Annotated in this window: 13 protein-coding genes; 5 read left to right on the plus strand and 8 right to left on the minus strand. The window is 40.9% G+C overall.

Annotation, left to right across the window (positions count from 1 at the left end):
• The first annotated feature begins 171 nt into the window (after positions 1-171).
• Positions 172-423, plus strand: a complete 252-nt coding sequence (locus GZH31_RS18345) for a type B 50S ribosomal protein L31 (protein WP_036972134.1) — start codon at positions 172-174, stop codon at positions 421-423.
• 20 nt (positions 424-443) lie between these two features.
• A complete protein-coding gene (gene ykgO, locus GZH31_RS18350) occupies positions 444-578 on the plus strand; it encodes a type B 50S ribosomal protein L36 (RefSeq protein WP_036972135.1) in 135 nt (44 codons plus the stop codon).
• A 21-nt stretch (positions 579-599) separates the two neighbouring features.
• Here ykgO and GZH31_RS18355 read toward each other — a convergent pair whose 3' ends face one another.
• On the minus strand, positions 600-986 hold the full coding sequence (locus GZH31_RS18355) for a cytochrome b562 (protein WP_180311672.1): 387 nt from the start codon (positions 984-986) through the stop codon (positions 600-602).
• Positions 987-1,291: 305 nt separating this feature from the next.
• Here GZH31_RS18355 and GZH31_RS18360 point away from each other — a divergent pair, with 305 nt between their 5' ends.
• Positions 1,292-4,138: a TonB-dependent siderophore receptor gene (locus GZH31_RS18360; protein ID WP_180311673.1), complete on the plus strand. Its 2,847-nt coding sequence runs from the start codon at positions 1,292-1,294 to the stop codon at positions 4,136-4,138.
• 161 nt (positions 4,139-4,299) lie between these two features.
• Positions 4,300-5,343, plus strand: coding sequence for an ABC transporter substrate-binding protein (locus GZH31_RS18365; protein ID WP_180311674.1), 1,044 nt, complete (start codon positions 4,300-4,302; stop codon positions 5,341-5,343).
• Positions 5,344-5,370: 27 nt separating this feature from the next.
• Here GZH31_RS18365 and GZH31_RS18370 read toward each other — a convergent pair whose 3' ends face one another.
• The 5 genes from GZH31_RS18370 to upp all read right to left on the minus strand — a co-directional run bounded on the left by GZH31_RS18370 (position 5,371) and on the right by upp (position 12,124).
• Positions 5,371-7,140, minus strand: a complete 1,770-nt coding sequence (locus tag GZH31_RS18370) for a sugar phosphorylase (protein ID WP_180311675.1) — start codon at positions 7,138-7,140, stop codon at positions 5,371-5,373.
• A 12-nt stretch (positions 7,141-7,152) separates the two neighbouring features.
• Positions 7,153-8,373 (minus strand): glycosyl transferase, encoded by a 1,221-nt coding sequence (locus GZH31_RS18375; protein WP_036972141.1) that lies wholly within the window; start codon positions 8,371-8,373, stop codon positions 7,153-7,155.
• Complete coding sequence (locus GZH31_RS18380; RefSeq protein WP_065979005.1) at positions 8,366-10,108, minus strand: HAD-IIB family hydrolase; 1,743 nt, start codon at positions 10,106-10,108, stop codon at positions 8,366-8,368. Before GZH31_RS18380 ends, GZH31_RS18375 begins: the two co-directional genes overlap by 8 nt.
• A 138-nt stretch (positions 10,109-10,246) precedes the next feature.
• Positions 10,247-11,485, minus strand: coding sequence for a uracil-xanthine permease family protein (locus GZH31_RS18385; RefSeq protein ID WP_065979004.1), 1,239 nt, complete (start codon positions 11,483-11,485; stop codon positions 10,247-10,249).
• Between the two features lie 9 nt (positions 11,486-11,494).
• Positions 11,495-12,124, minus strand: a complete 630-nt coding sequence (gene upp / locus GZH31_RS18390) for a uracil phosphoribosyltransferase (protein ID WP_036972148.1) — start codon at positions 12,122-12,124, stop codon at positions 11,495-11,497.
• Between the two features lie 199 nt (positions 12,125-12,323).
• Here upp and GZH31_RS18395 point away from each other — a divergent pair, with 199 nt between their 5' ends.
• Positions 12,324-13,139 (plus strand): hypothetical protein, encoded by an 816-nt coding sequence (locus tag GZH31_RS18395; RefSeq protein ID WP_065979003.1) that lies wholly within the window; start codon positions 12,324-12,326, stop codon positions 13,137-13,139.
• Here the strand turns inward: GZH31_RS18395 and GZH31_RS18400 are convergent.
• Positions 13,136-14,107 (minus strand): Gfo/Idh/MocA family protein, encoded by a 972-nt coding sequence (locus GZH31_RS18400; RefSeq protein ID WP_074988752.1) that lies wholly within the window; start codon positions 14,105-14,107, stop codon positions 13,136-13,138. The two genes, GZH31_RS18395 and GZH31_RS18400, sit on opposite strands and share 4 nt — an antisense overlap.
• Positions 14,107-15,324 (minus strand): aminoglycoside phosphotransferase family protein, encoded by a 1,218-nt coding sequence (locus GZH31_RS18405; protein ID WP_257473707.1) that lies wholly within the window; start codon positions 15,322-15,324, stop codon positions 14,107-14,109. Before GZH31_RS18405 ends, GZH31_RS18400 begins: the two co-directional genes overlap by 1 nt.
• Positions 15,325-15,450 lie beyond the last annotated feature (126 nt).

Genomic DNA, 15,450 nt, shown 5'->3' on the forward strand with positions numbered 1-15,450 from the left:
CAGCCTTCAAGACAATAGCCAGTTTTTTGAATTCAACTGCTTAAGGATTGCTCACACTGCTTATTTTTAATGCTATTTAGCATACATAAATAAGAATTGTTTTTATCTTGAACATTCCCTATATTTACTTTATTATAATTGATACATTATCACATAACATAAGTTAAAGAGATGAAACCTAACATTCACCCGGATTACCAACAAGTGGCTTTTCACGATACAGCCGCAGACAGCTACTTTATAATTGGTTCAACAATTAAAACATCACGGACAATCGCGCTAGAAGGTAAAACATATCCTTATGTACCAATTGATGTATCAAGTGACTCGCACCCATTTTACACCGGTAAACAAAAAGCGGTGGCAAGTGATGGTCGTGTCGCCGCATTTAACCGTCGCTTCAAAAACCTAGCAAGCAAATAACAGCCTAATACGGAGCAAAAATGAAAGTACTGAGTTCTTTAAAAAGCGCTAAAACTCGTTCTGGATGTAAAATAGTAAAACGCAAAGGGCGTCTTTATGTGATCAATAAAGAAAACCCGCGTTTTAAAGCCGTTCAGGGTAAAAAGAAACGTTAAAAAAGGTGCTTAAGCACCTTTTTATTTACCAAATAATAACTCCCAAAAACCTGGTGGCTCATGAAGTTCATGGTATTTTTTTCGTAATTGATCAATTGACTTAAGGGGGGCTTTTGCAGCTTCTAACCCCTGTACTTCTGCAAGCTGCTTCGCGGATTTTGCTTGCTGAATAACTTTATCAAGTCCCTCTAAAGATTCACTTTCATGCTGTTTAAAATCAGCCTTTTTTGCTTTCTCTAGTAGATGAATAAACTCATCGATGGCTGTATTAAAAGAGTCTAGATCAGTAGCGCGCACTGAGTTTTTATAAGCCAGCCCCATATTTTTCATATTAGCTTCAAGATCCAGTTCATTTGAGAAGCTCGCTGTTGAAAATAAGATTAATAAAAAAACTAAAATATTTTTCATTAAAACCTCAATTAAAAAATAACAATGTATGCATTATAAGGTGAAACTCAATTCAGACCTAATTAAACAAACATGATTCTAACTTTCTCAAAAAAGTTTCTTTTAAAAGTAATTCATCTCAATAACCGAAAAAAACAAAAACACATAACCCACTGTTTATAGATGATTTTTAATTGGTACAGTTTGCTACATTAAGTTTGTATAAATAAGATTTAGCTAATGCTAGATTTTAAAATGTTAACCCAAACAAACAAGAATTTAACAATCACCCCTCCGTGATAAAATAAAAGCAACAGGTGTTATTAATGAGAAATAATAGTCTTTTAAGTGCAAGTATTAAACTGGCGCTGTGTTCATCAATCTTTTCAATTTCTAGTCAAGTAATTGCGGCTGATCAAAATAATGCTGAAACCATTGATCGTATCGAAGTAACTGGTTCTCGTATTCTCCGTGAAGGCGCTATTGCTCCAGCACCAGTAACGGTGATCAGCGGTGATGACTTAGTAAATACAGGTGCTGTAAATATTGGCGAAGCATTAAATAAATTGCCAGCATTAGGCAATACATTTTCACTTTCAAACTCAGGTCGATTTATTGGCACGGCAGGCCTTAACATTCTTGATTTAAGAAACATGGGTACAGACCGTACCCTAGTTCTTGTTAATGGTAAACGCCACGTTTCAAGCTCAGCAGGTTCTCAGTCAGTTGATACAAATACCATTCCTAGTACGTGGGTTGAACGTGTTGAGATAATTACTGGTGGTGCATCAGCGGTATATGGTGCAGACGCTGTAACAGGTGTAGTTAACTTTATTCTTAAAAAGAACATCGAAGGTCTAAGTGTTAGTGTCACTAAGGGTGCATCAGAATTAAGCGATTATAATAATGAAAAAGCAACCTTCTCTTATGGTACTAACTTTGCTGAAGATCGAGGTAACGTCGCATTTGCAGTTGAATACTCTGCGCAAGATACACTGAATGCCCTTGATCACCCATGGACTGATGGCTCTTATCGTAATATGCGTAACCCTCTGCAAACAGCAGAGAATAAAGATGACCCTAACTTTCCTGATTTCATCTACACAGAAAATGCGGGCTATTACGCAATCAACAATGCAGGTGTTTTCGCATTAAGCAATGGCTACGTAAATTCATTTAACCCTGATGGAAGCTACCGTGAACTATACATTGGTGATCAAGTAGATGGCCTTTCATGTGCTAACTGTGACTCATTTAACCTAGCCCAGTTTAACGAAATTCAACCTGAGTTTGAGCGTTACAATGTAAACTTTAAAGTTAATTATGATGTCACTGAAGATCTAAATGCTTACTTTGAAGCGAAATACGTAAATAGTGAAGGTCAAAGTATTGGTCAACCCGCTTTTTTCTTCGGTAATCCAAACAATAACATTAAAATTGATAACCCGTACCTTGATCCAGAAATCAAACAAATGATGGAAGACGAAGGTGTCGACTCAATCAATATTCTTCGTATGATGACTGATTTAGGCCGTCGAATCGAAAATAATACACGTGAAACAACGCGCTTTGTAACAGGTTTAAAAGGCACAGTATTCACTGATTGGGAACTTGATGCATCTGTTGTTTATGGTCAAACAGACTTAGAGCGTGTAAATGGCGCCAATATGATTATGGCAAACTACTACAATGCACTTGACGCATTCGAAGACGAAGATGGCAACATCGTATGTCGAAGTGAAGCAGCGCGAGCAGATGGTTGTGTGCCTGTCAATATTATGGGTTTTGGTTCGCCTAGCCAAGAAGCAATTGATTACATAAATACCGTTTCAACTGGTACTTCAAAAATTACTCAAACGGTGGTGTCAGCGTCACTAGCAAACTCAGCAATTTACGAGTTACCAGCTGGTTATGTTGGTTTTGCAGCGGGTGTTGAATACAGAAAAGAAGAAAGTGAAACTGAAGAACCTGATAATGCTGTAGGTACCTTCTTCAATGCACTCGGTGAAGACAAGGGTGAGTTCGATGTAAACGAAATCTACTTCGAAGCATCAATTCCTCTTCTTGCTGATTTACCATTTGTGCAAGACCTAGTGCTTGATACTGCGGCTCGTTACGCAGACTATAGCACCATCGGTGACGCTACTAGCTGGAAAGTAGGTTTGGACTGGACAGTGAACAGTCAACTTCGTATACGAGCAACACAGTCTGAGGCGCTTCGTGCACCGAACATTGGTGAAATTTTTGGTGCTGCGAGCCAAACTTTTTACCGAGTAGACGACCCATGTAAAGCAGAGAATCTAAATGATTTACAAAACTCTGAAGTTCGTCGTGCAAACTGTGCTGCACTAGGTGTTCCAGCCGATTTTGCATCTGAATATGACTCTCAAACGCTTGAAGGCCAAGTAAGTGGTAATAAAGATGTACAAGGTGAGGAATCAACAAGTACAACTCTAGGCTTCGTTTATCAACCTTCTTTCCTTGAAAACTCAGTAATTACTGTCGATTATTGGAAGATTGAACTTGAAGACGCTATTTCAACAATTGGTTCTCAAGATATCCTAGATCGTTGTGTTGATAACGCTAGTGGCATAAATAACCAATATTGTAACCTCATTACACGTGATAGTGAGTCACATGAAATCACATTAATTCAAAACTCAGTGCTAAACGTATCTGGCCAAGAAGCGTCTGGTGTTGACTTTGAATTAGGTTATGACTTTGATGCACTTGAAGGTAGCTTTACAACACGTTTGATAGGTACTTATTTAATTGAACGTAAAGATTACCCCTTCCAAGATCAACCTGCAGAGTTTTATGAATATGCAGGTACAACTGGTGAGGCAAAGTGGCAAGCTAACTTATCAATTGCATACAAGCGTGATGGATTTTTTACAACGTTTGATACGCGTTACCTAGATGAAGTTGACCTTTATACTAAGCAAGAACTTGCAGATAACCCTAATCCAAACAGTCTAATGAAGTTTGGAACTTACATTATTTCTGATGCAACCGTTGGGTATACTTTTGAAAATGGTTTTGGTATGAAACTAGGTATTGATAACTTATTCAACCGTAAACTTCCATTCGGTACATTAGGAACAGGTTCTGGCAGCGCAAGCTACGACAATATCGGTCGTTTTGGTTATGTGCGCTTGTCTTACGATTTTTAATCGATACTTATAATATTTAACATTGATCCCTGGGGGCTGTGCATGTGCACAGCCCTTTTCTTTGTCATTAACTTATGTGCTAATTTATAAACAAATAGTTGATCCCCACAGCCCCCAACTAGGTTACAATTTCAACAATTTTATTACTCAATTATTATGCTATGTTAAAAACCTTGCTATTCATTGCTTTGCTGACTTTCTTACCGAGCACCTTTGCACAATACAACGTTATATTTATCAATCCGGGGCATGCAAACACCAATGTTACCGGTCCGTTTTGGTATGAAGTTTCACAGTTAATGCGCGATGCAGCCGAAGATTTTGATCTGAACTTAACCATTCATTATGCAAATAGAAATCATATACTAATGAAAGAATTAGTGGCTGATGCAGTAAAACAATCACCCGATATGCTGATACTCGTGGATGAAAAAAGTGTACTCTCCCAACAGCTTTTAAATTTGCCGACCTTCAATACGCCCGTTTACTTTTTATTAAATCGCCCAACAGATAACGAACTACGCGCTCTCAAAAACAAAGGGATAAACATTGCTGGCAGTGTTGTGCCAGATAACGTTCAAGCGGGACACTTACTGGCAAAACAGCTCATTTCTAAAGCCCAACTCCCTGCCAGTATTTATGCTATTAATGGTGATCACACGACCCCTGCCGCTCTGGATCGTAAAACAGGGCTTGAAGCGTTTACTGCTCAACATGCACAAGTAAACATTGCAGCACAAGGTGTTGCTAATTGGTCATCGCCACAAGCATACCGACAAAGCTTAGGTCTATTAACTCATCATCCAGATATTCAGGTTATTTGGAGCGCTAATGATGCGATGGCATTAGGGGCCATTCGCGCATTAAATGAAAAAAAACGACGCACCGATGTGCTCGTTGGCGCAATAAATTGGCCACTCAGAGCCGCAGCTGAAAAAATCGATGTGTGCATTGGAGGCCATGTTACCTTAGGCGCACTCGCAATGATTAATATCCATGCTATTTTAGAAAATCCTAAGCACGATGTTTTGCACCAAAAGATGGCGATTTTTAGGCCTCATACAGAAGAAACACTAAAGTTCGTTGAGCAAATTCATAGCAATACACTGACAATTAACTTTAAAGTGTTTAGTAAAGCGCAAAAGACACCAAGGGTATTCAGCATTGAATCATTACTAGATGAAGCCAGTAAAAACGCGCTGTAAAGGGCGTTTACAGCGCACAATTAAACATTACTTATTGCTTAACCAAATAGCTTGGTAAGGCGATAGCAGCATTGTTTGGGTTTCTTCAGTAATAAGTTCTTCACTTATTAAGTCTTTCCACTGCTCTGTGCCAATTAAATTTAAGTCAGCTAGTGTCAACGTTTGTGGCTCATCACTTATGTTGTAAACACAAAACATGCTTTGCGAGCGATTGATACTTTGACGCCAAAAACCGAATAGCCCCTCACTTAAATGTAACGTGTATTGGGTGGCATTTGGATGAAATGCAGGTTGAGATTTACGAATTTCCATTAAGTTTTTCATCGCTTTAAACACAGTACGATGATGGGCATTTTCATTGCTCAGTTTTGCTAGTAAATCTGACTCTTGCCAACGGTGACGATTAATAGCTCTATTATGTTGGCTGTTTTCAAAGCGTTCATAGTCATTGGTTGTCCCGAGTAAGCTATGAATATAAAGCCCTGGTATGCCTTCAAGAGCGAACATAATTGCGTGAGCACATAGAAACCGTGCAATGCCCCATTTATCTGGCCCTCGATGCGTTCCTTGCAAAGCATCAAACAACGCAATATTTAACTCGTACGGCGTATTTGTACCATCTGGAGCCGTTCGCAAAGACACCTTGCCACCGTATTTTGCTGTTGTACTGACCATTTCAGCTATTTGGGTTTGATCGAGCAAGCCTTCGACAGGCCGCAGCCCTATGCCATCGTGTGACGCAATAAAATTAAAATAAGCCGTGCCTTGCTGCGCCGGTGGCATACTCATCATCCAGTGTTTTAATGCGGTGCTATTACCACTGAGTAATGTGTGCAATAACAAAGGTGGCAATGAAAAGTTATAAATACAATGTGCTTCGTTGGCATTACCAAAGTACGACAGATTTTCGCGGTTAGGAATGTTGGTTTCGGTGATAATAATCACATTAGGTTCAACATGCTCTATAAGGGTACGAAGTAACCTGATCACTTCATGCGTTTCAGGTAAATTAATACAGCGGGTATTGAGCTTTTTCCATAAAAAAGCCACCGCATCAAGGCGAAAAATACGCACACCATTGTCTAAATAATGGCGAATTATAGCGACAAATTCATTTAAAACATCGGGATTAGCAAAATCAAAGTCAACTTGATCGTGGCTAAACGTACACCACACATGCTGCAAACCATCTTTCGTTTCTACTGCTTGTAAAAGTGGCGATGTTCGCGGACGAACAACTTGAATTAACTCATCGGTGGGGTTTGCTGTTTTAAAATACCCCCTGCCCGGCTCTTTGCCTTGAATAAAGTTTTCAAACCACACGCTACGACTAGAACAGTGGTTAATAACTAAATCAGCCATCAGCCTGACATCGGCTGAAATATCGCGGATATGCTGCCAGTTACCGAGCGCTTCATTCACTTGCACATAGTTCATCACCGCAAACCCTTCATCGGAGCTGTAAGGGTAAAATGGCAGAATATGCAATGCGTTAAGTTCTGGTAAGCATTGATTTTTAACAAAGCGATGTAACGTATGCAATGGCGGCTCTTCTGGTTTTGCCACTGCTTCCTCCGTGTTTGCATGGCGAATAATCGAATCACCGTACGCAATTAAAATCATATCTTGTTCGTCCCAACGGTTTTTGTGTGGCGTTGGGTCTCGAACAGGATCATCGCATTGCATGGTGTTAATCAATCTATCAGCGAGTTGTTCTAGGGTTGTATTAAGATCAACTTCGCCGTAGATACACGTTAAATGCTGTATAACTCGTTGTTGGAGTAGCTCTAATGTCACGTGTCTTCTCCGTTAAATATAGTCTTTATTATCAAGCTCTACGGCTTCTTCTAAGCGCGCAAATACATCGGGCATCGCCGATGCAACTCGGTTCCAGCTTGGCACAAAGGGGGCTTCCATTGGATTTTCTAAGAAGTGTTGTCCCGCATTCATTATATTTTGCGCAAACATCTCAACAGCTTTTTCTTCTTGGTGAATATCAAGCGTTAGGCCATTCATTAGCGCATCGTTGTGATACGTTTCGATAAAATCAAGCGCAATGCGATAATAGGTCGCTTTTAGCGAGCGGATTGTCTCAGAGGTAAACGTTACCCCTTGCGTTGCTAGCTTTCTAAACAAAGCTTTAGTGATATCAATCGACATTTTTGACAAGCCAGCAGCTTGATTACCCAACGATAAATCTTGGTGTTTATGGTCGTAATTATCTGCAATATCAACCTGACATAACCGATTATGTGAGTAGTTACGATACATTTCTGATAACACACCAATTTCAAGACCCCAATCACTTGGAATACGAATGTCGTTCAGTACATCACGGCGAAACGAGAATTCACCAGCAAGTGGGTAACGAAACGAGTCCATATATTCAAGATAGTCACTGCTACCTAAAATAGTTTTAAACGAGCGCAGCAGTGGCGTGACCAATAATCGTGACACTCGGCCGTTTATTTTCCCCTCAGCAGTGCGCGGATAAAATCCTTTACAGAACTCATAGTTAAAGCGCGGGTGTGCAACGGGGTAAATAAGTCGAGCCAGTAATGCTCTGTCGTAAGTTAAAATATCACAGTCGTGTAACGCGATAGATTCAACTTTTGCCGTTGCAAGTTTATATCCCATGCAGTACCAAACATTGCGACCTTTACCGAGTTCTCTTGGCGCGACGCCCAATTTTTGCAACTCTTTATCGAGCGCTTGTAAACGCGGACCATCGTTCCAAAGCACCTTGTGGTGTTGGTCAAGCTCAGCAAAAAATTGTAAAGCATGGCGATATTGGCTTTCATCGGCACGGTCTAAACCAATGGTGATTTGTGAAAGGTAAGGTACATGCTTTAGTTCAGCAATGATGTTTTGCAGCGCGGGTCCTTCAAGCTCACTGTATAACGAGGGTAAAATAAGCCCCATAGGCCGTTGCTTTGAAAAGCTAATTAACTCTTTTTCTAGTTCTTCTACTGGTCGATCAGCAATATTGTGTAGCGTAGTTATGATGCCATTTTGATAAAAATCAGCCATGAGATTGCTCCTTTTTTGCTGCTAAATGCGCTTTAATAATGCTTAATGCCGAGACTTCTTGAACCCAGCCCTCAGGGGCGGGTTTATCACTGAGCTGCCACGCTTTTTGTAATATGTGTGCTTGCACTTGACTGCCCGGGTTCTTGATAAGAACGGCGGTATCTGCCGCTTTTAGCATGGCAACATCATTTTGACTGTCGCCCAAAGCAATAACGGTAAAGGGGTTGCGATATGCTTTTTTAAATTGATTTAATAACCACTTTTGCGCTAATCCCTTATTTGTCCCTTTCGTAATATGAATAAAACGACCGCCAACCAACACCTCGTAATCGAGTGACGACATAATGTCTATAAATTGCTGTCGCTGTGTATCACTGCCTGAAAAACAAATAGGATCTGAATATTGACGCTGTAAAGCCAGTTCGCTTTTATCGAGGGGTAAACCAGTAAGTTCAGCAATTTCTTGGGCTGAAAACTGACTAAATAAACGCACACAATGACTAAACTGGCTTGCATGCTGATTAAGGTCATCGTGTAATTTATCGCAGCTTTGTGTGAGAGCATACCGCCAAAACCCGTGATATTCGTCACAACCAATTGGTTTTACTGCAAAGTAGTTTTTGGGAATATACACTGCCGCCCCATTCTCAACAATAAAGGGCTGGTGATGTTCAAGGCCCGCTTGAATATCTATAACCTCAGCAAATGTTTTACTCGTATTAAAAATAACGTTAATACCCGTGTCGTTCAGCTCAGCTAAAAAAGGTTTTATAACGTCACATTCGTAACTATCGTGATCAAGCAAAGTGCCGTCTAAATCGGTAAAAATAAGTGGTTGTGAAATTTTATCTGCCAACAACTGCATTTTTGTAATATCGCGTTGGCTATCAAGTAATAATAAGGCATCAACATCATGTGCGAGCGTCGCTAAGTTTTCACGGGTGATTCGTTCAAAATGAGATATAAAGCGCCTCAGTGTTATTTCATCAAATGTGCCTTTACCTAATCCATTTTTAGCAATTAACTTGTGTTCTTGCTCTAAACGCCATGCATACACATCTTCAAACGATGGTGCTTTTAACATAATGGTGTAATCAGCCATAGCAAATACATTCTGATATTCATTCGCTAAACAGCTGTTCACACAACGCCGCCAAACGCCATCAGCATCCTCGTGTTGTTCTAAGTCATTGATAGGTGTTTGCAGCTGATATGGCTGCTGCGCAGTACTGGCAACGCACCATCCTTCAAAAAATATGATATCGACCGGCTTTTGGTTAGTTGGCCAGTGTTCTTTTGCGACAGGGTCATCAGTGAGCTTGTCGAATTGTGGTAAAGGCACATTCTTTTTGCCAGCCATTAACGCCGATAAGGTTTGTTCCATTAACTTTATATCGTGAGTACCGGGGACCCCTCTCGTTGCAAAGAGTGGGTGTACGTCTTCGGCCAACTCGGCTCGTGCTGCATGACTAAGATAAAAGTCATCAATAGACAAGGAAACACTATTAAACTCTGTATTGCTGTTGACCCACGTCACAAGAAAATCAGCAAGGGTTGTTTTACCAGAGCCCTGACAGCCATTAATCGCCACCAGCATCGGCTGCCCAGCCATTTTTGCGCTTAACACATCGTGCGCGAGGGGTATAAAGAATTGTTCACTTAAATATTGATATTTAAGTGGTAACTGATGTTTCGCTAAAAACGGGGTTATATCCACAACATTTGCCTCTTGCATAATCGCTCCTACCAGTATGACATAGAGATAAATGCAGTTAGTAGACCAGTTTTATAATTCCTTACTTTTTATGAGGTTACAAAAAAAGCGCATATTAAATGCGCTTTTTTGGTGCAAATTCACATCATTTTTTACATGCTATTGCTCAGTCTGCACTGCTTTGGGGAGCACGGCATTTAAAATAATACCGAGAATGGCACATAAGCTTACACCTTGTAGGCTAAACTCATTACCACCAATATGCATACCACCAATACCAAACACTAATATAAGTGCGATAATCGTTAGGTTGCGTGGGGCTGTCAGATCTTCTCCCGATTTAACCAAGGTATTCAAACCAACTACCGCAATAGAGCCAAACAGCAAGATCATAATACCGCCCATCACTGGCACAGGAATGGTCTGCAAACCCGCGCCCATTTTTGCTACAAAGGCCAGCACAATAGCAATAATCGCTGTCCACAACATCACACGCGGATTAAAGTTTCGTGTCAGCATCACTGCCCCTGTCACTTCAGAGTAAGTGGTATTCGGTGGTCCACCGAAAATGGATGCCGCAGACGTTGCCAAACCATCACCTAATAAGGTGCGGTGTAACCCCGGTTTTTTTAAGTAATCTTTACCCGTTACTTGGCTAATAGCCATCATGTCGCCAATGTGTTCTATTGCTGGCGCAATAGCAACTGGCACCATAAACAAAATAGCTTGCCATTTAAACTCTGGATACGTGAACGCAGGCACAGCAAACCAATTGGCTTCTATTACTGCATTAAACTGCACAATACCAATGTATAAAGACGCAACATAACCGGCAACAACCCCAGCCAGAATAGGAATAAGCTTAAAAACACCTTTGCCCCACACAGCAAAAATAAGTGTGACGAGCAAAGATAAACCCGACACCCAAATAGCTTGCTCGTAAGGCACTAACTGCGCACTGCCATCACCAGCCTTGCCCATGGCCATGTTTACAGCCACAGGCGCAAGTGCTAACCCTATCACCATGATGACAGGACCAACCACCACTGGCGGCAACACTTTTTCTAAGGCGCTAACACCTTTAAACTTAACAACTAAGCTTAAAATTAAATAGCAGAACCCTGCTACCATCAAGCCACCCATTGTGGCTGGAATACCCCACATTTGCACTGAAGCGATAATAGGAGCAATAAACGCAAATGACGAAGCTAAAAAAATGGGAACTTGGCCTTTAGTCACAAAATGGAACAACAAAGTGCCTAAGCCTGCGGTGAATAGCGCAACATTAGGGTCAAGCCCCGTCAGTAAAGGGACAAGTACCAACGCGCCAAATGCGACAAATAGCATTTGCGCCCCCGTTAAAATAGTTTTTAACGAAAATGTTTGATGATTTTCCACGCTATTTACCTAAACTGTGCCAAAAATTTTGTCGCCGGCATCTCCTAAGCCTGGAATGATATATCCTTTTTCATTTAAGTGACTGTCTAATGAAGCCGTAAAGATTTCAACATCTGGGTGAGCTGCCAATGTTTTCTCAACACCTTCGGGTGCTGCAACGAGAACAATGACTTTAATATCTTTACAACCTGCTTTTTTAAGCATATCGATAGTGGCAATCATTGAACCACCTGTCGCAAGCATTGGATCAATTACGAGACTTAAACGCTCATCAATCTTGCCAACTAATTTTTCAAAGTACGGAACGGGTTCTAAGGTTTCTTCGTTGCGTTGCAAGCCAACAACACTCACTTTTGCAGCAGGTAATAACTGCATAACACCATCCATCATACCAAGCCCAGCACGCAAAATAGGCACAACTGTAATTTTTTTACCTTTGATATGCTCAACCTCTAAGGGAGAGCCATCCCACCCTGTGATTTGCACATTTTCTAGTGGTAAATTTTTAGTCGCTTCGTAGGTAAGCAGGGTCCCCACTTCAGACGCTAATTCACGAAAACTTTTAGTACTAATACCTTCTGCGCGCATAAGGCCAAGTTTGTGTTGAACTAACGGGTGAGTAATTACATGGATAGACATAAGTAGAACCTAAAAGAAATAAATTACGCCTATTTTAGCGCATAATAGACAACTCGACTGCAAAAAATCCCCCTTCATTGCATTAATTTCTTTAACTGGTCTAATATTAAACAGTAGGCAGGGTCTATTAAGCGCTTTGCAACAACATCGGCTACTTCCGCTTAACAATTCATTTAATAAAATTGGGCATCAGAATGGCATGAAACTTTACGCAACGATTCTTTTATTATGTATTTATGCTGTGCCGGTTAATTCTGAGCCATTGCATGTAAAAATAATGACTGACTTTATTCCACAAGCAGACGGCAGTCCCGAGAATGAGGCAACTGAATTCGTGTTAGCGGCGGCCACTGAGTTGGGCAATAAAATCAGCTTACAGTTTGTACCTGGCAGCCAATTACAAGACTGGAAACAACTTAGTCAACTTCCCGATGTCTGTTTACTCAACAAGCTTAAAACACCTGAACGAGAAGCGAGTGCTATTTTTACTCGGTATCCTCTGATGGCCTTTCCCGAAAACAAACTGATTGTATTCAACAAACCAACCTTACCCAACTCGATTTCATTAACCGATGCCGTAAATTATTATGACCTCACCATTGGCGTGACGAGTCGGCGGTCTTACTCTGCTAAAATCGATGATTTTATAAAACGACACGAAGAACATTTTTTTAAAGTAGATGGGGCTGCCAATGCAATTCAGCTTGGCTACATGCTTTTTGAAAATAAAATTGACGCTATTTTTGAATATAAATCAATGTTCATTCACCGTTATCAACGCGCACATGGTATTGATAAAATCCGTTACTTAACGATTGAACCCTCTGAGCCTGCTGCATTTGGTTACATAGCCTGTTCGCCCTCGCCGCAAGGTAAACAGGCCATTGCATTATTTGAACACGCATTGCAAACAGAGAAAATAAAGACTCTCATTAGTACAAGGCTCATGGAATTATTTCCTGCACCCGACAATACGTTGATTGTTGATGCTTTTAATGCCGCCTATAAAAATTAAGACATTAAAATTTGTTCCATTACCCAGCTGGTGTGTAAAGCGGTTACACCGGTTGAGGGATGAGGCGCGCCCAAATCAAAAAATTGAGCCATATTTTCTACATGAAATTGCTGTATATGAGTTGGGTTTTCAATAGATAGTTGGCGTATACCCTGTGCGTTGTTGAGCTCGATAGGTTTTTCGTCAAACACACTAAAACATATTTCACCCTCACTGCCATAAATAATAACGTCGTCAAAGCGGTTCGCACACGCAAAGTTCCAGCTGCCAGAGCCCGTAATACCCGATTTATGATGCCAGTGCGCGGTAATAGCATCAAAAGCGGAATAAAGCCCTTGTTGATTAGCACAAAAACCGTGTACTTTTTCAAAATCACCTAATAAATACGCTAACAAATCAAGACCATGGCTTGCTAAGTCATCAAAGTAACCGCCACGTGCAATCTGTTTATCAGTTCGCCAGTTATATTCTCTAGATAAGTCCAAAGCACTTGCTGGTTTGCTCAAATGCCAACTTACATGACGCACTTTACCAATTGCGCCACTTTCAATAAGCGATTTCACTTTATTAAAACGTGGCAACGAACGACGATAATAAGCAACAAATAAAGGCTGTTTTGCCTCTTTGAATGCTTCAACAATGGCTAAACTGTCTTCATAGCTAGGCGCTAAGGGTTTTTCAATACAACAGGGTTTGCCAGCCGCCGCCACTTCAAGTGCAAACGTTTTATGGCTGTCGGGCGGCGTAGCAATGTATACGGCATCAACCTGTGCATCGTTTATTAACTCACTGGGGCTTGCAAACACCTTGGGCACATGATGACGCTGTGCATAGTCGCGAGCTTTGTTTAAATCTCGACGCGTCACGCCCACCAGCTCAATGCCATCGGTTTGTTGATACGCGGGACCACTTTTAACTTCGGTTACTGCGCCACACCCAATTATGGCAAAACGAATTGGCTTATTCATTACATTCCTTTTTTAGTGAGATAATAGTTAAACTGACTTTGCATATAGCGATTAATTTTTAAATGCTCGGGACTCCACCCAGCTAAAAAGCGGTAAAAATCAGCCCAAGCATATGCCCAGAGTTCATCCCAGCTCGCAATCACATCTGCCGCACTGATATTCGGTTTATAACGTTTTAGAGCTAAGGCAAGCTCATCGTAATACTGGTCTAAATATGCGCTGGCATCGGTATGGAGCGCCTTATCACTTAAGCAACTACCTAAAAAGTACATAACATCAATAATACCGACACCCTTTCCAACGTATTGAAAGTCATAGCCATATACACAATTAGTGTGTGGCTTTATGGCAAAATTAGCAAGTTTCGCATCGCCATGTATGAGCGTTTGATATACACACTGCTTAAGTGCTGTATCGATATTTTCTGCTTCAACTTTTAGGCTTGAATGTGTCATTCGCGCATACTCATCTGGACGAGTCGCTAAGTGCCAATAGCTACCTTGCGGCCAAAGCCCCTCAGCAGTGCTACTTAAATTAACAGCATGAAAATGCGCTAACCATCTAAGAATCGCATCAATATGAGCAGAGCTTGCTTGGGCTTGTTGATAACCACACGCAGTAAAATCAGCAAATAAGAGTGCTTGCTGGTTATTTTCTTGCACCGCGTTTAAGCAGGGAATGGCTGCAGCCTCAAGCGGTAACTGTCCACTAAACTGCTGATACCAATTAAATTCGACTAAATATGATTGCCGCTTTCTTGCTAATGCAAACTCACTTTGCGTGATCCGACTATGATTAATTTGCTGAGGGACTTCTATGGCTTTTATGACACATGCCTCACCGTTAAGTTTACAGCGAATAATTTCGCCACAATCACTCCATACAGAGGCTGCTTGCTCTATGTCTTTAATATCAGGAAAGTGCTTTTTAACAAATTGCCTTACGTTCATACAGTCATGTTTTAACGAAAAATCTATGGGCAATGGTAGGTGATATCCCTTTCGGGCACAATATTGCATCCCTAAGCTGAACTTTTTACACTGATCACACTCATTAAAAAATAAGCAAATCTTGGGGTCACCCATTATTTGTATTTTTGACCCAGCATAGGACAGCCCACCTTTAACAGCACCAGCAAAGCCAGTAAATATACCTGCATAGCCGCCATATTCATCACTTGATGTATCAACACCATTTATGTCGAAAGAATCTCTCAAGTAACCGCCTAGCCCAAGGGTAAAAGTATCACCCCATCCTGCAAGGAAGTTGACGACATCAGGAGATGTAATAAAGTCATTAAAGCTATCAACAGCCCCACTTATCCCTCCACTGGCACTTAGTTA

Source organism: Pseudoalteromonas sp. JSTW, from assembly GCF_013423925.1.
Lineage (GTDB): Bacteria > Pseudomonadota > Gammaproteobacteria > Enterobacterales > Alteromonadaceae > Pseudoalteromonas > Pseudoalteromonas lipolytica.

Excerpts from the sequence above, each read along its gene's own strand:
- GZH31_RS18360 (WP_180311673.1), top strand. The coding sequence starts at position 1,292 with ATGAGAAATAATAGTCTTTTAAGTGCAAGTATTAAACTGGCGCTGTGT.
- GZH31_RS18365 (WP_180311674.1), top strand. The coding sequence starts at position 4,300 with ATGTTAAAAACCTTGCTATTCATTGCTTTGCTGACTTTCTTACCGAGC.
- GZH31_RS18400 (WP_074988752.1), bottom strand. The coding sequence starts at position 14,107 with ATGAATAAGCCAATTCGTTTTGCCATAATTGGGTGTGGCGCAGTAACC.
- ykgO (WP_036972135.1), top strand. The coding sequence starts at position 444 with ATGAAAGTACTGAGTTCTTTAAAAAGCGCTAAAACTCGTTCTGGATGT.
- GZH31_RS18380 (WP_065979005.1), bottom strand. The coding sequence starts at position 10,108 with ATGCAAGAGGCAAATGTTGTGGATATAACCCCGTTTTTAGCGAAACAT.
- GZH31_RS18395 (WP_065979003.1), top strand. The coding sequence starts at position 12,324 with ATGAAACTTTACGCAACGATTCTTTTATTATGTATTTATGCTGTGCCG.
- GZH31_RS18355 (WP_180311672.1), bottom strand. The coding sequence starts at position 986 with ATGAAAAATATTTTAGTTTTTTTATTAATCTTATTTTCAACAGCGAGC.
- GZH31_RS18345 (WP_036972134.1), top strand. The coding sequence starts at position 172 with ATGAAACCTAACATTCACCCGGATTACCAACAAGTGGCTTTTCACGAT.
- upp (WP_036972148.1), bottom strand. The coding sequence starts at position 12,124 with ATGTCTATCCATGTAATTACTCACCCGTTAGTTCAACACAAACTTGGC.
- GZH31_RS18375 (WP_036972141.1), bottom strand. The coding sequence starts at position 8,373 with ATGGCTGATTTTTATCAAAATGGCATCATAACTACGCTACACAATATT.